Below are 23,597 nucleotides of genomic sequence, written 5' to 3'. Positions count from 1 at the left end.
GCGGAACAACAAAATAAATACACTGGGGATGTATCAATCAGGCAATCAAAAAGTATCAATTAATATCAATAAAAACATTCCGTTATCGCATTATATTTTTATTATATTCAAATTTTAAATAATTCAGTACGACCGTAACATTGGCAGGAGACAGGCGACTAAGCTGAAAGAAAAACGGATGCGTATGCAAAAACTGAATAAATTTAGTGCTGCCCGTTAAGGTAGCGTAGCGTAGCATACTCGTTTTTTTATTTCCTGTGAGGTTACATACGGCTTTAGAGTAACCGCGTGTTGAGAAGGCTCGCCAGACATTATTGCGTATTCCGCCACTAAAGAACACTCGATAAGGAAAGTCTTTATCCGGAGGTGAAACCCCCATTTCTCTTACAAATGATATATGACAACGACCTTGCCGCACAGATTGCAGATTAGCCATCATACATCCTCCTAATATAAAACACTCATGATCGATGTCGTGCTGAACATTGAGGGAGTGCTCATCCGTAAGCTCTTTGACCAGCTCAAAATGCCGGTACGCGGGAAGAACCGGTTTTACCAACATCCCGGGATCGTTTTTGTAAAGCGTGGCGGGACCATAGTCGATATCAAATAGGGTATTTCGCCGCATCGTCATGAGTTCTTTGCGTTGGACAAGGTGCGCTAACGTCCCAGGCGGCAGACGTTCCTCGTATTCAGAAATGTACTGATATTCGTTTTCGACAGGCTGCGTGGAATAATTAGTTGTCACAGCGATAACCCTGCCACTGCTCTCTTCTGCCGTAACCAGAGCATACAAACTGTTGTCGCCGCCATTAAATTTAACCCGAAAAGCGCACGTACTCATCGCCAGATCAAATGCAGGAAAAACGAACTCTCGTTCAGCCTCATTTGCCTTGCGGGATAATTTTTGTAGCGCACGGTTTAGACCCGTGCTGTCTAATGAAAGTGTCGCTCTAATATCAGACAACGAAGCGCCTTCCTGGATAAGTCTGGCAAGGTTTTCCTGACGGATATCTGCCTTATGTTCTCCTGGGGAAACGAACGTTTTGTGGCACTCAAGGCAGTATAGTCGCGCCTCTCTTTGAGCGGAAAATCCATATTTTTTCAGTGATGAACTACCGCAGCCAGGACAAGCTTTAATCAATCCCTTCCAGGCCTGGTTTGCCGACTGACGGAAGAGATTGAGCGAGTACTCAGAAATGATGGGGAACAAAAATCCACATTCTCTACACAGAATCTCCTTCCCTTGGGTTAAATAATCCGGACTATATAATATACCCATATTTTTACAAGTAGGTGTTTTACAGGCATCAACATTGATTCGAGAAAACATATTCACTCCCTGCGAATATTACTATTACACAAATATTGTTTTTATCTCTGCTGGCGAAATATTATTTTCATAGAGCGTTTTCATCGCCCCCATCGCTAGTGCAGTATGGGAAAAAAACAACTGATAACCAGCACATAAAAAGTTCTGATTCGATATTCCTGAGACTGAGGGGAGAAATCGGTGTTTAGGACATCCACCATTGCAAGCAAACTGCCACTGACAGGAGTAACATTCTTGCGCCATGGTACGGCTTTTATCATTGCCGAATTGCCGATTTTGCTCACTATTGTTCATCGCACGCACCGTTGTATGCTGAATATTCCCTAGTTTGTACTGCGGATAGACAAAGTGATCGCAGTTATAAACATCACCATTCATTTCCATTGCGAATGCACTGCCGCACGTTGGAGAAAACACGCACACATGCGGAGGTAATCCGCACCAGGCAGCCAGCGTCTGCTCAAATATCTGTATGCCAATATTACCAATATCCTCACGGATCCAGATATCAAAAATAGCATTGAGAAAATGGCCGAATTCAAGTGAGTCAACGGACCACGGCATCATTTTCGTTTGTTTATCACAGGGTGCAGCCAACTCGGCATCGCTGTTGTCACTACGCCTCTCCACTAATGGAATAAACTGCATATACTGGCTACCAATGCTTTTCAGATATTGGTAAACCTGCAGTGGATGAGACATATTAGTGTGGTTAACCACCGTCAGCGTATTAAACTCAACGCCGTGACGTACCAGGCGTTTAATGGCCTGCTCCACTTTCTCATGTGTCGGTTTACCCGAACGAGTAACACGCCATTCATCATGTAGCGCGGCGTCACCGTCAACAGAAATCCCCACCAGAAAATCATTCTTCTTGAAAAACTCAGCCCATTCTTCGTCGATCAAAACGCCATTAGTCTGAAAGGTATTTACTATGGTTCTCCCCTCAGCGTAACGCTGCTGAAGTTCAATCGCCCGCTGGTAAAACGCGCGCCCCATCAGAGTCGGTTCTCCACCTTGCCATGCAAAAATGACGTCATCCACATCCTGTGCGGCAATGTGTTGCTTGATGAATAATTCAAGCATTTCATCTGACATTTTGAAATTTGCTTTTCTGTCTGGATAGAGCTTCTCTTTTTCCAGGTAAAAACAGTATTTGCAGTCCAGATTGCATACTGATCCTGTCGGCTTAACCATTACCTGACAACTTTTCCTTTGCATCACGGAGGTCCATAAATAAAAGAACCCGGCTCAGCATAAAAATACTGAGCCAGGCGGGCATAGCCCTAAGTGGCATACTCTATTTTTTTGTTGTTATCCGATTAACCCCAGGTTACTGGCGTCGGTTTTTCACCTCGGGCTTTCATTAAGGAATCGTTATCAATATCCTTTTTGTACTTCAGGAACTTACCGTACAGCTGTTTTTCGATATCAGGCTGCTTGCCAATCTGATTAAGGGTTTCAAAACGATCTTTTTTCAGGTTGTAGAGGTATTTAGGTTTATTTTCGCGATTGATGATCATTTTCCAGTCACCATCGCGAATAGCCCACTCATCCGTTGGATCATCCTGGAATGGCATATCAATACCAAAAATGAGTGGCTTCTGACGCGCTAATGTTTTCTGTTCCAGTAATGGCACCAGAGACTGCCCATCGTAGGTACGATCTGTTGGCAGTTTAAAATCCATCATATTTGCCAGCGTCGGCATCCAGTCGAGACCATAAACCGGCGTATCCGTTACCATCCCCTGCGGAATATGTTTACCATACTTGATGATTGCCGGAACACGGATGCCGCCTTCCCACAAATTGTCTTTACGACCGCGAAGCCCATCCGTTTCGCCCGCCAGGTTCAGTTCATACACTTTACGAGCCTCGCGTGTGACCGGTCCGTTATCGCTGGTAAAAATGACAATGGTGTTATCTTCTTCACCCATTGCCTTAATCTTATCCATTACTTTACCGACCTGCGCATCCATATAGCTGATATTGGCGTAATATTCTCCCGTGCCGCGCCACGGTTTATCAGCCCAATCTCCGTAGAACAGATCCGGATGCTGTTTCTGGTAGTCGCTCATGTTTTGTGAATACATATCGAGATACTTTTTCGGCGATGCCAGTGGGCTATGAACTTCTGTGAAGGCGACGTATAAGAAAAACGGCTTATCATCTTTCTTATTGTCCAACCACTTCACGACTTCAGAGCTTACTAATTCTCCACTGAAGGTCTCCGCTCTGCCAATCGGCTTGCCATTACGCACAAAACCGGTTGGATGTACCATGCCATGACGCGGGCGCTCTGTTGCGGTATCTAAAGTTGAGTCCGTTACGAACCCGGCAGCATTCACCAGAGTGTAATCGAATCCCATATCGTTCGCTTGCGGCTGATCGGTGCGATCTCCTCCGGCATTCAGGTGTAATTTGCCCATTATCGCCGTGTCGTAGCCCTGCTCTTTCAGCAGATTAGCAATCGTCAATTCATTGCGCCCTAATGCGACGTCTTTCCCTTCAGGGATCCATGAGCGTATCCCGGTACGAAACGGCATACGCCCCGTTAATAAACCAGCACGAGAAGGAGAACACAGCGGCGCAGGTGCATAGTAGTCGGTAAATTTCACCCCTTCCTGCGCCAGCTTGTCGATATTAGGTGTTTGGACGATTTGATGGCCATAAGTCGCGAGATCGCCATAGCCTAAATCGTCAGCAAGAATGATGACTAAGTTAGGACGTTTATCCGTAGCAGCCTGCGCGGTTGACGATACGCTTCCGGCACATAAGGCCAGTCCGATCATACTGGCAACAACAGTTCTTTTCATTTCAACTCCTTTGAATTATCACATCACCAATTACGCAATAAACTTGCCAAAAGGCTTAATATTTTCGGTTGATTTCTGGCACTCACTATTACATCAGCATGCAATAAAGAGTGATTGAAAAAAAATAAAGAAACAAATACATTCGCAGACGCTATATTAATAATTAAAGTATCATTTTTATTTATATAAACTTACCAGAAAATTCTATTAAAAAACTGCACAATAACAAGTGACGAAGATCCCAAACACCTCCCTCACCCTCTCTATATCTCGTTAATGTCAGCATATGTTGTTTTCTCGACACTAAGTTGCTAATAGCGAATAAGTCATACAAAAAGAATATCAAAAGCATCGATAAAAAATATTCGCGTTACTCCGGTAACACGCCTTATATTCAAAAAAACATAAAGTTAGCATAAAAAAAACAACACCTCCCGACACTTTCTCAAATTAATATTCGAACACTGGTATTTTTGCGACACCTATCACTCACAAACAAAACATCAACCAATAGACTTCCTTTTTTTCAAAAGCATTACACTTTATTATTTTCTTTACCTCACGGAGCTGAGCATGAACAAAAAATACATTAATAGTCTACTTGGTGCATGCCTTATCTTAGCCTGTTTTAATGGTCATTCAGCTGAACTAAAACGCGTATATGGGAAAATTAGTCTCGGGTATGGTGACTGGAATAAAGGTTTCGTAAACGTCGATCGTGGTGAAGTGTGGAAAGCGGTGGCTGATTTTGGCGCCGTTTTCGACAGAGGTGAATTTGCTTCATTTTACGAAATGAACGTTCTCAACCATCCAGTCGAAGGACGGAACCACGTTACTCAGTTTCTCGGACATTATCGTCCGATAGAAGGTTCTGATTTTACGTTGATGACCAAACTCTATATGTCGATGGAGAACACGTTTGGTGATGAATTGAATATGATGTATGGGGTCGGCTACCTTGGTCTGGTAGAAAAATCATGGTTCATTAAACCCTATGTGGCTATACACAATTTATCCAACGACTATACGTCAAAAAAATACGGTCAGGCTACTGGCCTTAACGGATATGTACTTGGTTGGGTTGCGGCATATAATTTTGAAATGTTTAACGAAAAATTTGCTGTTTCCAACTGGAATGAAATTGAAATGGATCGTAATGATGCCTATGCAGAGCAACAAGGTGGACATACTGGTCTGAATGGCGCAGTGACTTTCACATGGAAATTTATACCTAGCTGGACTGCATCGGTATCCTATCGTTACTTTAATAATAAATTAGGTTATAAAGATTATGGTGACCGTATGAATTATATGATTGGCTTCGAGTTCTGATTACTATCAAAATAAATAAAAAAGTAATAACCCAGTTTGAAACTCTGCATCCGATATATCAGATGCGGTGAGGTGTAATTGTCAACATATCGAATAAATGGAATATGAATATGAATGTGAGAATAAATTCTCGCTGTCCCTCTTGTCTTTATGTATTGGTTTATCATCTGCTATAACCTTTACTGCAGATGCCAGAGACATTACCATTTACTACACAAATGATTTGCATGCTCACGTTACACCAGGGATTATTCCTTCTGTGTCGAAGACACGTGAGGTAGGAGGATTTGCTCCTATCTCTAAAATAGTTAAGGATGCCAAAGAAAAAGATAAAGATGTTTTTTTCTTTGATGCAGGTGACTATTTTACTGGCCCTTATATCAGCACCTTAACCAAAGGTGAAGCCATTATCGATATTTTGAATACCATGCCCTATGATGCCGTTTCGGTAGGAAATCATGAGTTTGACCATGGACATGAAAATCTAGTCACACAACTGAGTAAACTTAAATTTCCGGTACTGCTCAACAACGTGTTTTACAGCAATAGTGATAAACCATTAATTAAAACACCTTATACCATCGTCGAAAAAAATGGTTTGAAAATTGGTGTTATTGGGATGCACGGCGTTTCGGCATTTTATGAAGCAATTGCCGCAGGCGTCCGTGAAGGTGTTGACTGCCAGGATCCCGTACCGTATGTGAAGAAACAACTGGAAGAATTGAAAGGGAAAGTTGACCTGACAGTACTGCTCGCGCATGAAGGTGTACCGGGTCGTCAATCCAGCGGTGGTGATGAAGACGTTGCCCGTGCGCTGAAAGCTGACGTTGAAATGGCTAAAACGCTTGAAGGCTACGGGTTGAACGTACTGATCACCGGCCATGCCCATAAAGGTACTCCAGAACCCATTAAAGTCGGCGATACGTTGGTGGTTTCAACTAATGCCTACACGATTGAGTTAGGCAAGTTAGTCCTCGACTGGAACCCTGAAACCAAAAAAGTGGATAGCTACAATGGTAAGCTAATCACGATGTACGCAGATACCTATAAGCCTGATCCGCAAACACAGGCAAAAATCGATGAGTGGAACAATAAAGTTAAGAAAATTACCGACAGAGTCGTCGCCTACTCACCTGAAATTTTGACCCGTTCTTATGGTGAATCTGCTACTACAGGTAATTTAATTACTGATGCTTTGATGTATAAGGTACCTTACGCCGATGCCTCATTCTATAATGCTGGCGGTATTCGTTCCGAATTACCCAAAGGCAACATTACATATGGTGATGTATTGAGCATGTATCCATTCACCAATGATGTAATGAGTGTGGAGATCAGCGGTAAAGATCTCAGGTCAATTATGTCTCATGCCGCAGATTTGAAAAATGGGACGCTACACGCGTCAAAAACAGTACAGTTTAAATACGACAGCACAAAACCGTTGGGGCAGCGTATTGTTTCGTTTAGTATTAAAGGAAAACCGGTAGAAGACAGTCAATTTTATACTATTGCTCTGGATTCTTTTATCGGGAAAGGCGGTGGTGGATTTAGTTTCACCAATAGTAAAAATGTTAAATACATTAAGGGATTACAAACCGCTCAGGCAATAATCGATTACATGGAGCATGTGAAGAACATTGTTCCTGATCACACAATGCGTGTTGACGATATTAGCAAATGATTTTTTAGTAAGATCATTTAATACATAATGCGGCCACAATCATGGCCGCATTCATTTTTACTTATCAAAATAATGGCAGTTTATAAACTCTGAAAGCAGAAATATCATAACGATAATCATCACCATTTACTTCAGCATTTTTATAATAACCTGACGTTACCGTCGCCTCAAAAAGAAGCTGTTTCGTCTGCTTATTGATCTCTTGTAATACCAACATCCCCAGCGCCTGACTTCCATCTTGCGGATCCACAATATCACTGTATCCCGGTTGGGCAGATAGAGGACGACCATTTTCATCCATGGTGCTTGCACCAAAATGGATGACCAGATTACCATTGCTCAATAAATGCTTGGCACTTACGAAGCTGCTGTATCCCCTGCTACCAACCTCATCTTTCCCATATTCATACGAGCGTGTTACCGTCATCGTGTTTAGATCTATTCTAAACTGAACTACCCGGCTAAAGTTATCCTTTGGCAACAAGCTCCTTGCATCGTCTCGAGAACGATAATTTCCATTGTCAAAAACTAAAAACTCCAGAATACCGATCTCAGCATTTGGAATCTCTACGATATTATGCTGCCCCCATGTCCAGAAATTACTGTTCGCTAAATCAATTCCATCTTGAGTAGAAAAATCAAACAGCGGATTACCTGACTCATCGACAGGTGTCAGCAAGTATTCCTCAAAGTCGGAGGCCCAGTCTTCATGATCAGCCATAATAAAACGCAGTTGGCCCGAGTCGACATCAACACCGAAGATGGCACTTTGGTGACGCCCTGATGAAACCAGCACATTATTGGTTGTATTAATATAGCTCTGGTTGATATGCAGCCAGTCATCCATCGTAGCCGATTGACCCGGTGCACTTCCTGATGGACGTGGCGAACGAGAATAGTCCATCACTTTTAACATGTCATAATAAGCAACCTCAAGCCCTGAAGTGAGATCGATAATGGAAACACCATCTTTACCTGTTGAGTAATCATCTGGACGTCCATTAGTATATTCCGAGGGGGCAATAGCCAGATTGTTCTCTAATGGCAGAATGGAGTGATGAAACTCATTATCAAGGAGATAGACTGCATATACTCTGCCCATTACGTCAAATTCGTACATATCCAGGCAGTGATTAATTCCTTGTGACGTAGCCAGGAAATGCCCGCTGTCTGTTCGGACAAAGTTATAAGAAGGAATTGCCTGAGAGACATACCAACGAACGATGCCATTTTGATCAAAGGCAAGATTATAGCGATCAAAATATGTTGAAAAATAAAGGCCATCTGCAACTAATGAGGAATCGTCAACTGACTTTGTCACAGTGATGACAGGGAAGCCAAGACTGATATCAGCAGAATCCGATGGCGGCAATGCTGATGGGGTTACCGTGTATTGCCCAACAATCTGCGCACCTGAGATTAAGGTAACGACATTATCCTCCCCGGCAACCAGACCCGAAACTGGAATCAGGTTTGCACCGGTCTGCATGCTGTAGGTCCAGGATACAGCTACCGTTATCCCCTTGCTATCCTGCACATTAATTTTGATATCTTCATTCAATTTCCCCCAAATACCCAGATATAGGCTTAAAGGTGCCGTACTATAAGGATCTAACGTAACTATGGCATTATCATAATCATTAGTTTCCATCACTGCAGAGAGGAGTGTTTGATAGATTGCATTATGCGAAAGCACCGTTGCGTTATCAACATCAATTTTCTGGTTAACTGGCATACGAGGTTCTGGTTGACTAATTTGTAATTTATTAATTTGCATATCTCTATCCTTTCACAAAAAGTTTTCATTTCCAATCGGCTATATAATCCCGATAGCTGGTAAGATAAACAGAACCGTAGTATTCGTACAAATAACTAGTAATAAAATAATCTAAAAAAACATCTTTATGAAGAAACAAAAAATTTATGTGACTATAAAACCATCTATTAATATGCTATGCCATATATCCCCAAATAAAAGTCTATAAATTGCCATTCAGCCTATGTCAAAAAACTCAATAATGCCTCCCTACCCCCCTAATGGCCAATTAAATAAATAACTCCTATTTAATTTAAAATTAATACAAACTAAAAATATCATAACTTATGTGACACGTATCGTTTTTACATGCAACAGGTATGCATATGTATTGAATAACAGAAAATTTGTATTTAATATTTCTGAACACATTAAACTAACCATGGTATATAAATGACCATTTACATTATTAAAAATAGTTGTATGTATGATAACGCCAGCCATGAATTAAAAAGTAAAGATGGGAAGCGAACTATAAAACTTACTCATATGCGTTCTAAATGTTTAAATTTCATCCTAACTCATGCGCAAGAACTGGTGATAAGGAAAAATCATATTGCGGAAGCATTATGGGAGGACAGGAGTACATTTATAAGTGATGCTAATCTGACTCAACTACTCTATCTGGTCAGAAAAGACCTGAGAATTTTTGGCATTGACAATTTGTTCATTACAATTCCACGTCAAGGAGTACAGATTAATGAAAACATAGAAATAAAATGCTTAAATAGCAAACATCATTTCCTGCAGAAACCGTTTCTGTATTATTATGCAATGATTTTATTTATTACAATAATTCTATATATCACACTAAGATTTTACTTGCTTTAAGTATGGTAATGCCCATGGACGGGCAATACAGCTCACTTAGCAAAAACCTGTGCCAGTTTATCTTTCAACATTTTCAGTACGGGCCCAGCAAAAACCCCTCCCAGCCCTGACAATATGAGTATCATATTTATACCAGCACCTTTATCAAGAGCAATGCCAGAGAGTAAAAAACCTGTAAAACATGAAATAATGACTTGTTTTAAACATCCTGCTATATTTTTTTTCTTTCGTCCCCGGGCTTCTCTCATGAGATAGCTAACGACTCCCCCCCAAGCACTCACGATAATAATCGCAAGAATAGTCTCTAGCTCTATAATATATTTTAAGGCAGGTTCTGAACTTATTATCACTGACATAAATTATCCCGATCATTTATAGATGAATATTTAGATTGCAGTATCACTACCCACTCTCTAAGCACAACATAATATTTGCTTTTTTTATATAAAGATGCATAAACAGGGATTGTTTTAAAAAATATTTCATCAGGCAGTGATAATATTTTAATATTATACCCTCTGGTATATTTAAAAAATGAAGCCAACTCAAGAGGTACAATGCAGATCATATTTGTTGTTTCTACTATATTGACTACCCCTAACATAGAATCGCTGCGATAACCTATTTTACGTTCTGTTCTATGATCAACGCTATTGGTATAAACCATTACTTCCGGAGAGAACATATCAGATTGATATACCGCATGTGAAAAAGTATAAAAATGGTGTAGTGAGATTTGCTCTAAGATTGATAGTGGATTGTCGTTGCCACAAATACAAACATATTGCCTAAAAACGTCAATAAGATGGACTTCAATATCAAAGTTTTTTGGTGGTGAAAGATTAATTAAAATATCACCCACTCCAGAAAGTAACATTTCAGCCAAAGTATCTTCGCTATTTTTATTTACTGCATAATGATTTATTTCATACTTTTCAATTAATTCATCATTCCTAATAAAATGATGGAGATAATAATTCTCTACAATATCACTCCCTAATAAAGTTATTGCTGGAGGATCGTAGTTAATCTTTGAAAGTGAATATGTAGCGTTGATTACATTCACAACATGGCTATAGGCCTTATGGAGTTCCAATCCTTTTTTCGTAGGCGTCAACCCTTTTCGGGTTCGTTCAAAGAGCTTAAATGAATAAATATTCTGTAATCGACTTAACGCCTGAGAAACAGCAGCTGGTGTTATGGATAATCTCTCGGAAGCTCGAGAAGCGTTTCCGGATTCCACAACGGCATTAAATATCTTAATTAAATTGAAGTCAAAATCATTTTCGCGCACAAGCATTTCACTCACCTTTTCTTCTATTAACTGAGCAAAAAATAGAAGAAAATCTTTATTTTAAAAAATCATTTCTCATCATTTTTCCTGAAGATTTATTCTTGATATCTAACTCATTATTTTTGTATTCGATACAAAAATAAAAAGCCCAGGATTCTTCAATCCAAGGCCTTTTAATTAATAAGACAGCTGTAAATTAGCGCGTCAAATCGTCAAAAAATTTCTTCACACCGTCGAAGAAGCTTTTAGAGCGCGGACTGTTTTGCTCGCCGGTCGGGCCGCCAAAGCTGTCCTGCAGATCTTTCAGCAACTGCTTCTGCTTGTCGTTGAGGCCTACCGGGGTTTCAACCACCACACGGCACAGCAGATCGCCCTGTGCGCCGCCGCGTACTGACTTAACGCCTTTACCACGCATGCGGAACAGCTTGCCGGTTTGCGTTTCGCCCGGGATTTTTAACTTCACGCGACCATCCAGCGTCGGCACTTCAATCTCGCCGCCCAGCGCTGCCATCGCAAAGTTAATCGGCACTTCGCAGTACAGGTTATTGCCTTCACGTTCGAAAATTGGGTGCTGTTTTACCTGCACCTGAACGTACAAATCGCCTGCTGGCGCGCCATGTTCACCGGCTTCACCTTCACCCGCTAAACGAATACGGTCGCCAGTATCAACCCCTGCCGGGATCTTAACAGACAGCGTTTTGCTCTTCTCAACGCGACCATGACCATGGCATTTGTTGCACGGGTCTTTAATCAACGTACCGCGGCCCTGACAGTGTGGACAGGTCTGCTGTACGGCAAAAAAGCCCTGACGCATCTGCACCTGACCAGAACCGTGACAGGTTGGACAGGTCTGGGGTTGCGTGCCCGCCTTCGCACCGCTGCCGTGGCAAACATCACACTCTTCCAGAGTCGGAATACGGATCTCTTTGGTGACGCCACGCACGGCTTCTTCCAGAGTGAGATCCATGTTGTAACGTAAATCAGCACCACGTGAGGCGCGCTGACGACCGCGACCGCCGCCAAAGATATCGCCAAACACGTCACCAAAGATATCGCTGAAGTCGGCCCCGCCGCCAAAACCGCCGCCGCCGCCCATACCGCCTTGCTCAAACGCTGCATGGCCGTACTGATCATAAGCCGCACGTTTTTGCGCATCGGTGAGGATCTCGTACGCTTCTTTGATCTCTTTAAACTTGGCTTCGGCCTCTTTATCACCCTGGTTGCGGTCCGGGTGATATTTCATGGCCAGGCGCTTGTAGGCCTTTTTGATTTCACGCTCTTCCGCTGATTTGGAAACGCCTAAAATCTCGTAATAGTCTTGCTTAGCCATCTCTTTTTATCTGCCCCTAACATGCGTGCACGGGCGGAGAGGAAACCTCTTCGCCCGTGCCAGTAATTACCCGTTCAAAGGGCGATTATTTTTTGTCTTTCACTTCTTCAAACTCAGCGTCGACAACGTCGTCATCTTTCGCGTTGTTTGCAGAAGCATCAGCACCTGCTGCGCCAGCCTGCTGCTGTGCGTGCTGCTGCTGAGCGATTTCCATCAGTTTCTGGGAAACCTGTGCCAGCGCCTGCATTTTCGCTTCGATATCCGCTTTGTCTTCACCTTTCAGAGAAGTTTCCAGCGCGGTCAGTGCAGACTCGATGGCAGTTTTGTCATCAGCCGGCAGTTTGTCGCCAGCTTCTTCAACCTGCTTGCGAGTGCTGTGCAGCAGATGGTCACCCTGGTTACGGGTCTGAACCAGCTCTTCAAACTTACGGTCAGATTCTGCGTTCGCTTCTGCTTCACGAACCATTTTCTGAATTTCTTCTTCGTTCAGACCAGAAGAAGCCTTGATGGTGATCTTCTGCTCTTTACCGCTATTTTTGTCTTTCGCGGAAACGTGCAGGATACCGTCGGCATCGATGTCAAAAGTAACTTCGATCTGCGGCATACCGCGCGGAGCCGGGCTGATGCCATCCAGGTTAAATTGACCCAGATCTTTGTTATCAGCGGCACGTTTACGTTCACCCTGCAGCACATGGATGGTTACCGCAGACTGGTTGTCTTCAGCGGTAGAGAACACCTGGCTGTGCTTGGTCGGGATAGTGGTGTTTTTCGCGATCAGTGCAGTCATCACGCCACCCATGGTCTCGATACCCAGAGACAGCGGGGTAACGTCCAGCAGCAGCACGTCTTTCACATCACCGGTCAATACACCACCCTGAACGGCAGCACCGATTGCCACAGCTTCGTCCGGGTTAACGTCTTTACGCGGCTCTTTACCGAAGAACTCAGCAACTTTCTTCTGTACCATCGGCATACGAGTCTGGCCACCGACCAGGATAACGTCCTGAACGTCGGAAACAGACAGACCAGCATCCTGCAGAGCAACTTTCAGCGGCTCGATAGAACGGTTAACCAGGTCTTCAACCAGGCTTTCCAGTTTCGCACGGGTCACCTTGATGTTCATGTGTTTCGGACCAGTCGCGTCTGCAGTGATGTACGGCAGGTTCACGTCGGTCTGCTGAGCGGAAGACAGTTCGATCTTCGCTTTCTCAGCGGCTTCTTTCAGACGCTGCATCGCCAGCGGGTCGTTACGCAGGTCGATACCCTGATCTTTCTTAAATTCGTCAACCAGGTAGTTGATCATACGGCTATCGAAGTCTTCACCACCCAGGTGGGTATCACCGTTGGTTGCCAGAACTTCGAAGGTTTTTTCACCGTCAACTTCATCGATTTCGATAATAGAGATATCGAAAGTACCACCACCCAAGTCATAAACCGCGATAGTACGGTTGCCGACTTCTTTATCCAGACCGTAAGCAAGTGCAGCTGCGGTTGGTTCGTTGATGATACGTTTTACTTCCAGGCCTGCGATACGGCCGGCGTCTTTGGTTGCCTGACGCTGAGCATCGTTAAAATATGCAGGTACGGTGATAACTGCTTCAGTTACCGGTTCACCCAGGTAATCTTCAGCCGTTTTCTTCATTTTTTTCAGCACTTCAGCAGAAATCTGCGGCGGTGCCATTTTCTGACCTTTTACATCAATCCATGCATCACCGTTGTCAGCACCGATGATTTTGTACGGCATGATGGCTTCATCACGCTGCACTTCTTCGTCCTGGAAGCGGCGGCCAATCAGGCGTTTAATCGCAAACAGGGTGTTTTGCGGGTTTGTCACTGCCTGACGTTTAGCCGGCTGACCAACCAGAGTTTCACCATCCTGGGTATAAGCAATGATAGAAGGCGTGGTGCGATCGCCCTCGGCGTTCTCCAGCACACGTGCAGTAGTGCCATCCATAATCGCTACACAAGAGTTGGTAGTACCCAGGTCGATACCAATAATTTTACCCATCTAAACGTCTCCACTAAAAATTCGGTCATCATGTGGTTGTGAATCTGTAATAAGGGCGAAACGTGCGGTTTCAACTACCCTGAATCGTTTTTTTTCAGACTCACCACTGCGGTTGTCTACAAGATGGGGTCGTAACCCACGTCATCAAGGGGGGCATGAAAAATTTTTTTAGCCTTGTGGCAATAAATTCGCAGAAAAAAGGCAAAAAGAGAGAAAAATGAATAGTCGCCAACCAGAATTAATTCATACAACCAATTAAACCAGGAAAGCCATTCACATGAAAATTGCAATAAAAAGAAAAGATTACGAGCATGAATCGTTTTTATGACGACGGTAATATGGTCTGAAGTCACACACTTTTGCAGCCGTCAAAGAGAAACTCCATGAAATCCGTGTTAACCCTTTCCGCCAGCCTGCTTATGGGCCTTCTGCTGAGCAGCACCGCCGTAACTGGCTAGCGTGATGCCCATCACAGGGAAAATAATTCATTTACCCTTCGTTAGATCATAGACAGTGCCCTCTCCCCTGATTATCATGCCGCGCCCCGAAGACAGCGATCGTTATTCGGGGAAACTATTTCACCATTCAATCAATGATGATTTTGAGGAATTATGGGCAACACTAAGTTGGCTAATCCGGCACCGCTGGGCCTGATGGGCTTTGGCATGACCACCATTCTGCTTAACCTGCACAACGCGGGTTTCTTCGCTCTGGACGTTATTATTCTGGCGATGGGCATTTTCTACGGCGGTATCGCGCAAATTTTTGCCGGACTGCTGGAATATAAAAAAGGCAACACCTTCGGTTTAACCGCCTTTACCTCCTACGGTTCGTTCTGGCTGACGCTGGTTGCGATCCTGCTGATGCCGAAAATGGGCCTGGCGGATGCAACCAATAGTCAGTTCCTGGGCGCTTACCTCGGTCTGTGGGGCGTGTTCACTCTGTTCATGTTCTTCGGTACGCTGAAAGCGGCGCGCATGCTGCAGTTCGTGTTCCTGAGCCTGACAGTGCTGTTCGCCCTGCTGGCCGTGGGCAACATTGCGGGTAACGAAGCGATCATTCACGTTGCTGGCTGGGTAGGCTTAGTGTGTGGCGCAAGCGCCATTTACCTGGCGATGGGTGAAGTGCTGAACGAACAGTTTGGCCGTACCATCCTGCCGATTGGTGAAGCGCACTAATCTGATGCTATCCCCCCTGACGGGGGGATATTCCTTACAAGCGCTGTAACTCTGCCTGTACGCTTGAATCGCGATAATAAAGATCCTGTCGCAGCCAAATCCCCAAACCTAGCCCTACCAGCGATAACGCCAGCACATACCAGGCCGGAGCCATTGGCGACACACTCATTAACATCGTGACGGCGATTGGCGTCAGACCACCAAAAATGGCGTACGACACGTTGTAAGAAAAGGATATTCCGGTAAAGCGGACTTCCGCCGGAAACGCGCGCACCATCACATAAGGCACAGCCCCCACCACGCCAACGCATAACCCCACCAGCCCGTATAACAGGAACAAATGCTGGGGATAGCTGCCGGTCAGGTGATAGAAAAACCAGCTTGAACAGGCCAGCAGCAGGCTGCCGACAATAAAGGTTTTGCTGGCGCCGACCCGGTCGACAATAAACCCGGCCAGCAGACAACCGACGCACAGCATAATGGTAGCGACACTGTTGGCTTGTAACGTTAGCGCCGGCGCAAAGCCATACTGCTTCTGCAACCAGACTGGTGACATCAGGATCACCACCACAATCCCGGCTGAAAGCAGCCAGGTCAGCAGCATTGAAATAACCACCGCTTTTTTATGTTTGCTCACCACTGACTTCACCGGTAGCTCTTGCGCCAACGCTTTACGTTGCTGCATTTCGAGAAATATGGGCGTCTCCTGCAGCCAGCGACGCAGGTACATCGCCACCAGCCCAAACACGCCCCCCAGCAGGAAAGGAATACGCCAGCCGTAATCATGCACCGCCTGCTGCGTCAGGCTGGTGTTCACCAGCGTCGCAACCACCGACCCCAGCAGAATTCCCACCGTCAGGCCGGCAGTCAGCGTTCCGCAGGCAATGCCGATGCGACGCTCCGGTACATGCTCCGCCACAAACACCCACGCGCCCGGAACTTCTCCGCCGATGGCAGCGCCTTGCAAAATACGCATCAGCAGTAACAGTAGCGGCGCGAGGATCCCCATTGAGGCGTAGGTAGGCAACAGACCAATCGCCAGCGTCGGTATCGCCATCAGCAAAATGCTCAGGGTGAACATTTTCTTGCGCCCGACCAGATCGCCAAAGTGCGCCATGATGATGCCCCCCAGCGGACGCGCCAGATATCCGGCGGCAAAAATGCCGAAGGTTTGCACCTGACGTAGCCATTCAGGGATGTCTGCGGGGAAGAAGAGCTCGCCAACAACAGCGGCAAAGAAGACAAAGATAATGAAATCATAAAACTCAAGCGCACCACCAAGGGCAGCAAGCGTAAGGGTTTTATAATCCTGGCGATTCAGCGGTCGAGTGTGTTGTGACATAGCAAACCATGAGTCAGTGAAGTAATTGAATCTGTTTGTTGATATATGTAAAGCAAAAATTACTATATCGTAAACAATTCAATACTCCACTGTCATTGGCACTTATGTCACGATCGGGCTACTTTCAGGCTTTTGTATCGCGTATTGCGCTTTTAGGACGAAAAGATGCTACAACAGTCGGTGCGGTTTCCACATACGGCCCATCTAATAGCTGTATACAATACGGTACACTTGCAAAAATACCCGGCACGATAACCTTACCGTCGGCATCTTTCACGCCTTCCAGCGTCTCTTTGATCGATTTTGGCTGCCCAGGCAGATTCAGGATCAACGCCTGCTTGCGAATCACGCCAACCTGACGGGAAAGAATCGCCGTTGGCACAAAGTGCAGGCTTATCTGGCGCATCTGCTCACCAAAGCCCGGCATCTGACGGTCGGCTACGGCAAGCGTCGCATCAGGCGTTACGTCACGACGGGCCGGACCCGTTCCGCCGGTAGTCAGCACCAGATGACAACTCATTTCGTCTACCAGCTCGCATAAGGTCTGTTCGATGATCGCCTGTTCATCCGGGATCAACCGCGTTTGCAGCTCAAAAGGGGTGGTAAGGGCAGACGCCAGCCACTCTTCAAGGGCCGGGATACCTTTATCCTGGTAAACGCCGCTGGAAGCACGGTCAGAAATGGAAACCAGGCCAATGCGTAAAGTATTCATGATTATTCCGTTTAAACAGTCTCGTTAAACAGAATGATACACTGCGAAGGGAAGGACAGACAGGTTTCAGAAGAGGTAGCGTGACCCATATCAGGGCCACGCACTAATGATTACAGCAGATCGCCGATCATTTTTTCCAGTTTACCCTGGTCTACAGCAAACTTACGGATACCGTCCGCCAGTTTGTCTACAGCCATCGGATCCTGGTTGTGCTGCCACAGGAACTCAGCTTCGGTGATGCGTGCAGGGCGCGCTTTCACTTCGCCTGAGAAGGACAGTTTACGTTCGATAGCGCCTTCGCTTTCTGCCAGTTCTTTCAGCAGTGCCGGAGCAATCGTCAGACGATCGCAGCCTGCCAGCTCAATGATTTCGCCGATGTTACGGAAGCTCGCACCCATAACTACGGTTTCGTAACCGTGCTGTTTGTAGTACTCGTAAATTTCCGTTACGGAAACCACACCCGGATCTTCTGCCGGTGCATACTCTTTCTTGTCGGTATTGGCTTTGTACCAGTCAAGAATACGGCCAACGAACGGAGAAATCAGATATACGCCAGCTTCTGCACATGCACGTGCCTGCGCGAAGGAGAACAGCAGAGTCAGGTTACAGTTGATGCCTTCTTTTTCCAGCTGCTCAGCGGCACGGATGCCCTGCCAGGTTGAAGCCAGTTTAATCAGGATGCGATCGTTGCTGATGCCAGCATCGTTGTACATTTTGATCAGGCGTTTTGCTTTAGCGATGGACGCGTCAGTGTCGTAGGACAGACGAGCGTCAACTTCAGTGGAGATACGACCTGGGACCAGTTTCAGGATCTCCAGACCGATATTTACTGCCAGCTTGTCGGTCGCGTCGACGACCTGCTGCGCACGGTCGTTGCTCTGCTGCTTAGCCCAGGCTACAGCGTCATCAATCAGCTTGCGGTATTCCGGGATCTGCGCTGCGTTAAGAATGAGAGAAGGGTTAGTTGTGGCATCCTGAGGCTGATACAGCTTCATTGCCGCGATGTCTCCGGTGTCGGCCACTACTGTGGTGAACTGACGAAGGGAGGTCAATTTGTCCGTCATGATAGCGATTCTCTTTAAACAGCTTGTTAGGGGGATGTAACCGATCTTCCCTGATGATAGCACGACGCACTCTCAGCGCAACCGCCTGGATTGTCCGACCAGCCGCTCAGCCCTGATTACGCATCGCTAAGCCTGTGATGCGCAATTAAGGGATATAACGATTGTTATGATAAACTCCCGTAATCAATCACCTTATAAGGTATATACTGGTCGATTATTGGTAGCGCTTACACGGGAATATTCGCGCTTACCGGCATCAACAAGAGGGATGTTAATGCCTGATTTTTTCTCATTTATTAATGAAATACTCTGGGGATCGGTGATGATCTACCTCCTGCTTGGCGCAGGATGTTGGTTCACCTGGCGTACAGGGTTTATTCAGTTTCGCTATATTCGCCAGTTTGGCAAAAGTCTTAAAAACAGCATCAGCCCGCAGCCGGGCGGTTTAACTTCCTTTCAGGCTTTATGCACCAGTCTTGCCGCACGTATCGGTAGCGGAAATCTGGCGGGCGTGGCGTTGGCGATTGCCGCTGGCGGCGCGGGAGCCGTGTTCTGGATGTGGGTCTCGGCGATCATTGGTATGGCGACGTCATTTGCCGAGAGCTCTCTTGCCCAACTGTATAAAGAGCGCGACAGCAAGGGACAGTTTCGTGGCGGTCCTGCGTGGTATATGGAGCGTGGGCTGGGCATGCGCTGGATGGGCGTTCTTTTTGCCATCTTTTTACTCATTGCTTATGGTCTGATTTTTAACAGCGTTCAGGCTAATTCGGTCTCTCATGCGCTGACCTTTGCTTTTGATATCCCTCCCCTCTTCACCGGTATCGCACTGGCAATAGTGTCATTATTAGCAATCGTTGGCGGCATTAAAGGCGTTGCCCGCCTGATGCAATGGTTCGTTCCGATGATGGCGCTGTTGTGGGTCGGTTGCAGCATCGTCATCTGTCTTTGGCATTTCGGGCAGCTCCCCGGCATTATCATGACCATTATAAAAAGTGCCTTTGGCTGGCAGGAAGCCGCAGCCGGTGCCGCCGGGTATACACTAAGCCAGGCCATTGCCAGCGGCTTTCAACGCGGTATGTTTTCTAATGAGGCCGGAATGGGATCAACTCCGAACGCGGCCGCGTCAGCAGCATCCTGGCCTCCGCATCCTGCGGCACAAGGCATTGTGCAAATGATCGGAGTATTAGTTGATACGCTGATTCTCTGTACGGCCAGCGCGATGATTGTTCTGTTGGCGGGTAATGACGCCAGCTATGTACCGATGGAAGGCATCCAGTTACTTCAGAAAGCGATGGTTTCAGTGACGGGAGAATGGGGTGCCGGATTCGTGGCGTTAATTGTGATTCTGTTTGCCTTTAGCTCTATCGTGGCCAACTACATCTATGCGGAAAATAACCTCGTTTTCCTGAAGCTGGACAATATCCGCGTCATCTGGCTATTACGGATCGCCACCGTTAGCACCGTTATCGGCGGAACGTTAGTCAGCGTTCCGCTGATCTGGCAGTTGGCGGACATCATTATGGCGTGTATGGCCATCACTAACCTGACGGCGATTCTGCTGCTTTCACCGGTTGTACAGACTATCGCCTGCGACTATCTACGCCAACGCAAACTCGGGGTGCGCCCAGAATTCGATCCGCGCCGTTATCCTGATATCAGACAACAACTTGCGCCCGAAAGCTGGGATGAGACGCCGCGCGGCTAGCGCGGCAATCGCAACCATCGATCAATTCTGTCGTTTTTTTTGCTAAAGTCGCAGTAAATTTCCTGCAAGGACTGGATATGCTGATTCTGATTTCACCTGCAAAAACGCTCGACTACCAAAGTCCGCTGGCAACGACACGTCATACATTGCCCGAACTGCTGGATCACTCTCAGCAGCTTATTCACGTGGCGCGCCAACTCTCTGCTCCGCAAATTGGCAAGCTGATGGGAATTAGCGACAAGCTGGCGGATCTGAACGCCACGCGTTTCCATGACTGGCAGCCTGACTTCACGCCGGAAAACGCGCGCCAGGCCATTCTGGCATTTAAAGGCGACGTGTATACCGGACTGCAGGCTGAAACCTTCAGCGAAGCGGATTTCGACTTCGCTCAGCAACACTTACGGATGTTGTCCGGGCTGTACGGCGTTTTGCGTCCGCTGGATTTGATGCAGCCTTACCGTCTGGAGATGGGTATTCGTCTGGCCAATGCGAAAGGTAAAGATCTCTACCAGTTCTGGGGAGATACCATCACCGATAAACTTAACGAAGCGCTGGAAGCGCAAGGCGACAGCGTAGTGATTAACCTCGCCTCGGATGAGTATTTTAAATCCGTGAAGCCGAAAAAGCTCAATGCGGAGCTTATCAAACCGGTCTTCCTCGACGAGAAGAACGGTAAGTTCAAAGTCATCAGCTTCTATGCCAAAAAAGCGCGCGGCCTGATGAGTCGCTACATTATTGAGAACCGCTTAACGCAGCCAGAACAGCTGACCGCCTTTAACAGCGAAGGCTATTTCTTTGATGAAGAAGCGTCAGGAAATGGCGAACTGGTGTTTAAGCGCCAGGAGCAGTAGTAAAAAGGCCGGATGGGGGCGAACGCCCGATCCGGCCGACAGGTTTTGTAGGCCCGCTAAGCAAAGCGCCAGCGGGCACAACCGTTAACCGCGGGTCATCATCAGCTTGCGCAGTTCAGCAAAATCAGCAGGCAGGTGATGAGAAAGCAGCGGCAGGTCCGCGCGTTCCGCCAGCGCTTTTGGCAGAGCCAGCGTCAGGTCAAGAATCTCTTCAACGCTTTCTTTAAACTTGGCCGGATGCGCAGTACCGAGGAACAGGCCGTACTCGCCAGGGTTCAGTTGGTCACGCAGCGCACGGTAAGCCACCGCCGCATGCGGTTCTGAGGTGTACCCCATCTCATGCAGCTCACGCATCGTGTCCTGAGTAGTGGGATCGTCAACAGCGGCATAACCCAGCTCATTCAGACGCCAGATTTTACGGCGGAACAGTTCTTCCACCCGCGGCCAGTTATTTGGCTGGCTGACATCCATCGCATTCGACAACGTCGCCTGAGTCGCTTTCGGCGCCCACTCACCTTGTGCAAGAAAGCGTGGAACCGTATCGTTGACGTTGGTCGCCGCGATAAAACGCTTCACCGGCAAGCCCAGTGATTTTGCCAGCAGCCCGGCAGTCAGATCGCCAAAGTTGCCGCTGGGAACGGAAATAACCAGTTGATTACGCGCCTCTTGCGGCAGTTGAGCCACGGCCTCAAAGTAGTAACAGATTTGCGCCAGCAGACGGCTGATGTTGATTGAGTTAGCCGAATTCAGCCCCAAAGCGACCTTCAGCTCTTCGTCATCAAACGCCTGTTTCACCAGCGCCTGACAGGCATCAAAATCGCCATCAATCGCCACGGTTTCAATATTGCCACCCAGTGTACAGAACAGTTTTTCCTGTAATGGGCTAATCTTGCCGTTCGGATAAAGGATCACCACGCGCACATTTTTCAGACCATAAAAGGCATGTGCGACTGCCGCACCAGTGTCTCCAGAGGTCGCCGTCAGAATGGTGACCGGTTTGTCGCCGCTGATATGCGTCAGCATCTGCGCCATAAAGCGCCCGCCAAAGTCTTTAAATGCAAGCGTTGGGCCGTGGAACAGCTCCAGACAGCCGATATCCGCGGCAACCTGAGCAACCGGTGCCGGGAAGGCAAACGCCGCACGCACGCGCTGTTCCAGAATCTCCTGTGGGATTTCATCACCGATAAATGCGGAAAGGATTTTAGCGCTGCGGCTAACGAAATCCTGGTTCAACATCTCATCGACTTCTGACAGATTGAATTCCGGCAAATCGTGCGGAAAAAACAATCCCTGATTCTTGCCAAGCCCTTGTGTGACGGCCTGTGCAAAGCTGACCTGTTCGTTATGATCTTTCAGATTATACAGTTTCATTGATTATCCCAGTACCCGTGCGCCCGCCGTGTCCAACCGGCAAATATGAACAAAGCCTTCCTGATTTTGCAGATAATTTTTACCCAGCCAGTCTGCTACACGCTGCGCCGTATCCGGCTTGTCGCACAAAGCGAACAGCGTCGGCCCCGAACCGGAGATACCGCTGGCCAGCGCCCCGATTTCCGCTACCGCCTGACGCGCCTGGCTAAAGCCTGGCAGCAGGCGGGTACGGTATGGCTCAGCAATGACATCTTTCATCAGCTTCGCGGCAAGCCCTGGCTGACGGGAATAGCAGGCATGGATAAACCCAGCCAGATGCCGCCCGTGGGCGATACAGTCCTGACGGCGATACTGCGCAGGTAAAATCGCCCGCGCTTCTGCCGTCGACACTTTAATCCCCGGATACGCGAGGACCCACAGCCACTCATCAAAGCCTGGCACCTGCTGGCTGATAATGCCGTTTTCTTCGATCATTAACTGCATACCGCCTAAAAAGCACGGGGCGACGTTATCGTAATGAATACTGCCGGAGATACGCCCTTCCAGCTCACCCATTATCGCCAACAGGCGCGTATCGTTGAGCGGTTTACCGCAATGCTCGTTCATGGCGACCAGCGCCGCCACAACGGAACACGCGCTGGAGCCTAACCCGGAGCCAATCGGCATATTTTTTTCCAGCGTCATCGCCACCGGAACGCTTTTACCCAGCTCCTGACAGAATCGCTCCCAGCACTGGTAGACAATATTTTCTCGCGGCTCAGGCGGCAGCTTATTGGCAAAGCGACCGAGGTTGTTGAGGCTGAAATGGTCAGCCGCCTCAACGGATACCACATCGCCTAACAGCGAACCGTCCACCGGAGTTACCGCTGCTCCGAGCACATCAAACCCGACGCTCATATTGGCGCTGGAAGCCGGGGCATAAACTCTCACCAT

Annotated in this window: 18 protein-coding genes; 5 read left to right on the top strand and 13 right to left on the bottom strand. The window is 46.9% G+C overall.

Translation table 11 applies throughout. From position 1 onward, the window contains the following. Positions 1–82 precede the first annotated feature (82 nt). The 3 genes from B9P82_RS11480 to B9P82_RS11470 form a co-directional block, all read right to left on the bottom strand. Positions 83–1,333: an IS1/IS1595 family N-terminal zinc-binding domain-containing protein gene (locus tag B9P82_RS11480; protein ID WP_101700361.1), complete on the bottom strand. Its 1,251-nt coding sequence runs from the start codon at positions 1,331–1,333 to the stop codon at positions 83–85. Positions 1,334–1,357: 24 nt separating this feature from the next. Next, complete coding sequence (locus B9P82_RS11475; protein WP_094168663.1) at positions 1,358–2,557, bottom strand: anaerobic sulfatase maturase; 1,200 nt, start codon at positions 2,555–2,557, stop codon at positions 1,358–1,360. 98 nt (positions 2,558–2,655) lie between these two features. Further along, positions 2,656–4,149: a sulfatase family protein gene (locus tag B9P82_RS11470; RefSeq protein ID WP_046275515.1), complete on the bottom strand. Its 1,494-nt coding sequence runs from the start codon at positions 4,147–4,149 to the stop codon at positions 2,656–2,658. Between the two features lie 573 nt (positions 4,150–4,722). Between B9P82_RS11470 and B9P82_RS11465 the strand changes: the two genes are divergently transcribed. Both B9P82_RS11465 and B9P82_RS11460 read left to right on the top strand, forming a co-directional pair. Then, complete coding sequence (locus B9P82_RS11465; protein ID WP_047414475.1) at positions 4,723–5,481, top strand: outer membrane protein OmpK; 759 nt, start codon at positions 4,723–4,725, stop codon at positions 5,479–5,481. 97 nt (positions 5,482–5,578) lie between these two features. Further along, positions 5,579–7,162 (top strand): bifunctional metallophosphatase/5'-nucleotidase, encoded by a 1,584-nt coding sequence (locus B9P82_RS11460; RefSeq protein ID WP_101700360.1) that lies wholly within the window; start codon positions 5,579–5,581, stop codon positions 7,160–7,162. Positions 7,163–7,226: 64 nt separating this feature from the next. Here the strand turns inward: B9P82_RS11460 and B9P82_RS11455 are convergent, their stop codons facing one another. The 5 genes from B9P82_RS11455 to dnaK all read right to left on the bottom strand — a co-directional run bounded on the left by B9P82_RS11455 (position 7,227) and on the right by dnaK (position 14,441). Continuing rightward, positions 7,227–8,939 (bottom strand): aryl-sulfate sulfotransferase, encoded by a 1,713-nt coding sequence (locus tag B9P82_RS11455; RefSeq protein WP_047358359.1) that lies wholly within the window; start codon positions 8,937–8,939, stop codon positions 7,227–7,229. 902 nt (positions 8,940–9,841) lie between these two features. Then, the gene (locus B9P82_RS11445; protein WP_046275510.1) at positions 9,842–10,165 is read right to left on the bottom strand and encodes a phage holin family protein; all 324 of its coding nucleotides are present in this window, start codon (positions 10,163–10,165) and stop codon (positions 9,842–9,844) included. Continuing rightward, positions 10,156–11,109: a LysR family transcriptional regulator gene (locus tag B9P82_RS11440; RefSeq protein ID WP_101700359.1), complete on the bottom strand. Its 954-nt coding sequence runs from the start codon at positions 11,107–11,109 to the stop codon at positions 10,156–10,158. Before B9P82_RS11440 ends, B9P82_RS11445 begins: the two co-directional genes overlap by 10 nt. Positions 11,110–11,299: 190 nt before the next feature. Continuing rightward, positions 11,300–12,433: a molecular chaperone DnaJ gene (dnaJ, locus tag B9P82_RS11435; RefSeq protein WP_008786151.1), complete on the bottom strand. Its 1,134-nt coding sequence runs from the start codon at positions 12,431–12,433 to the stop codon at positions 11,300–11,302. A gap of 85 nt (positions 12,434–12,518) precedes the next feature. Continuing rightward, positions 12,519–14,441, bottom strand: coding sequence for a molecular chaperone DnaK (gene dnaK, locus B9P82_RS11430; RefSeq protein ID WP_016151634.1), 1,923 nt, complete (start codon positions 14,439–14,441; stop codon positions 12,519–12,521). A 611-nt stretch (positions 14,442–15,052) separates the two neighbouring features. Between dnaK and satP the strand changes: the two genes are divergently transcribed. Further along, positions 15,053–15,619: an acetate uptake transporter gene (gene satP, locus B9P82_RS11420; RefSeq protein WP_047358362.1), complete on the top strand. Its 567-nt coding sequence runs from the start codon at positions 15,053–15,055 to the stop codon at positions 15,617–15,619. A 34-nt stretch (positions 15,620–15,653) separates the two neighbouring features. On the opposite strand, the gene B9P82_RS11415 is transcribed toward satP, so the two are convergent. The 3 genes from B9P82_RS11415 to tal all read right to left on the bottom strand — a co-directional run bounded on the left by B9P82_RS11415 (position 15,654) and on the right by tal (position 18,737). After that, positions 15,654–16,961 (bottom strand): MFS transporter, encoded by a 1,308-nt coding sequence (locus B9P82_RS11415; protein WP_094168661.1) that lies wholly within the window; start codon positions 16,959–16,961, stop codon positions 15,654–15,656. A 124-nt stretch (positions 16,962–17,085) separates the two neighbouring features. Beyond that, positions 17,086–17,673: a molybdopterin adenylyltransferase gene (gene mog, locus B9P82_RS11410; protein ID WP_016155649.1), complete on the bottom strand. Its 588-nt coding sequence runs from the start codon at positions 17,671–17,673 to the stop codon at positions 17,086–17,088. A 110-nt stretch (positions 17,674–17,783) separates the two neighbouring features. Beyond that, on the bottom strand, positions 17,784–18,737 hold the full coding sequence (gene tal, locus B9P82_RS11405; protein WP_016151631.1) for a transaldolase: 954 nt from the start codon (positions 18,735–18,737) through the stop codon (positions 17,784–17,786). A gap of 274 nt (positions 18,738–19,011) precedes the next feature. Here tal and B9P82_RS11400 point away from each other — a divergent pair, with 274 nt between their 5' ends. Together B9P82_RS11400 and yaaA are read left to right on the top strand one after the other, a co-directional pair. Beyond that, the gene (locus B9P82_RS11400; protein ID WP_047358364.1) at positions 19,012–20,442 is read left to right on the top strand and encodes an alanine/glycine:cation symporter family protein; all 1,431 of its coding nucleotides are present in this window, start codon (positions 19,012–19,014) and stop codon (positions 20,440–20,442) included. A gap of 77 nt (positions 20,443–20,519) precedes the next feature. After that, positions 20,520–21,293, top strand: coding sequence for a peroxide stress protein YaaA (gene yaaA / locus B9P82_RS11395; RefSeq protein ID WP_016155647.1), 774 nt, complete (start codon positions 20,520–20,522; stop codon positions 21,291–21,293). Positions 21,294–21,377: 84 nt separating this feature from the next. Here the strand turns inward: yaaA and thrC are convergent, their stop codons facing one another. After that, complete coding sequence (gene thrC / locus B9P82_RS11390; protein WP_101700357.1) at positions 21,378–22,664, bottom strand: threonine synthase; 1,287 nt, start codon at positions 22,662–22,664, stop codon at positions 21,378–21,380. A 3-nt stretch (positions 22,665–22,667) separates the two neighbouring features. Continuing rightward, positions 22,668–23,597 carry a homoserine kinase gene (thrB, locus tag B9P82_RS11385; protein WP_016155645.1) on the bottom strand — a complete coding sequence of 310 codons (930 nt, stop codon included), beginning with the start codon at positions 23,595–23,597 and terminating at the stop codon, positions 22,668–22,670.

The sequence above is a fragment of the Citrobacter sp. L55 genome (assembly GCF_002850715.1).
Classification (GTDB): domain Bacteria; phylum Pseudomonadota; class Gammaproteobacteria; order Enterobacterales; family Enterobacteriaceae; genus Citrobacter; species Citrobacter braakii.
Note: the sequence above shows the minus strand (reverse complement) of the source record. Positions and strands in the feature narration are given on the sequence as shown.

Bases quoted from the DNA above. Each gene is read 5' to 3' on its own strand.
- B9P82_RS11480 (WP_101700361.1), bottom strand. From the start codon at position 1,333: ATGTTTTCTCGAATCAATGTTGATGCCTGTAAAACACCTACTTGTAAA.
- B9P82_RS11470 (WP_046275515.1), bottom strand. From the start codon at position 4,149: ATGAAAAGAACTGTTGTTGCCAGTATGATCGGACTGGCCTTATGTGCC.
- B9P82_RS11465 (WP_047414475.1), top strand. From the start codon at position 4,723: ATGAACAAAAAATACATTAATAGTCTACTTGGTGCATGCCTTATCTTA.
- B9P82_RS11460 (WP_101700360.1), top strand. From the start codon at position 5,579: ATGGAATATGAATATGAATGTGAGAATAAATTCTCGCTGTCCCTCTTG.
- B9P82_RS11455 (WP_047358359.1), bottom strand. From the start codon at position 8,939: ATGCAAATTAATAAATTACAAATTAGTCAACCAGAACCTCGTATGCCA.
- B9P82_RS11445 (WP_046275510.1), bottom strand. From the start codon at position 10,165: ATGTCAGTGATAATAAGTTCAGAACCTGCCTTAAAATATATTATAGAG.
- B9P82_RS11440 (WP_101700359.1), bottom strand. From the start codon at position 11,109: ATGCTTGTGCGCGAAAATGATTTTGACTTCAATTTAATTAAGATATTT.
- dnaJ (WP_008786151.1), bottom strand. From the start codon at position 12,433: ATGGCTAAGCAAGACTATTACGAGATTTTAGGCGTTTCCAAATCAGCG.
- dnaK (WP_016151634.1), bottom strand. From the start codon at position 14,441: ATGGGTAAAATTATTGGTATCGACCTGGGTACTACCAACTCTTGTGTA.
- satP (WP_047358362.1), top strand. From the start codon at position 15,053: ATGGGCAACACTAAGTTGGCTAATCCGGCACCGCTGGGCCTGATGGGC.
- B9P82_RS11415 (WP_094168661.1), bottom strand. From the start codon at position 16,961: ATGTCACAACACACTCGACCGCTGAATCGCCAGGATTATAAAACCCTT.
- mog (WP_016155649.1), bottom strand. From the start codon at position 17,673: ATGAATACTTTACGCATTGGCCTGGTTTCCATTTCTGACCGTGCTTCC.
- tal (WP_016151631.1), bottom strand. From the start codon at position 18,737: ATGACGGACAAATTGACCTCCCTTCGTCAGTTCACCACAGTAGTGGCC.
- B9P82_RS11400 (WP_047358364.1), top strand. From the start codon at position 19,012: ATGCCTGATTTTTTCTCATTTATTAATGAAATACTCTGGGGATCGGTG.
- yaaA (WP_016155647.1), top strand. From the start codon at position 20,520: ATGCTGATTCTGATTTCACCTGCAAAAACGCTCGACTACCAAAGTCCG.
- thrC (WP_101700357.1), bottom strand. From the start codon at position 22,664: ATGAAACTGTATAATCTGAAAGATCATAACGAACAGGTCAGCTTTGCA.
- thrB (WP_016155645.1), bottom strand. From the start codon at position 23,597: ATGGTGAGAGTTTATGCCCCGGCTTCCAGCGCCAATATGAGCGTCGGG.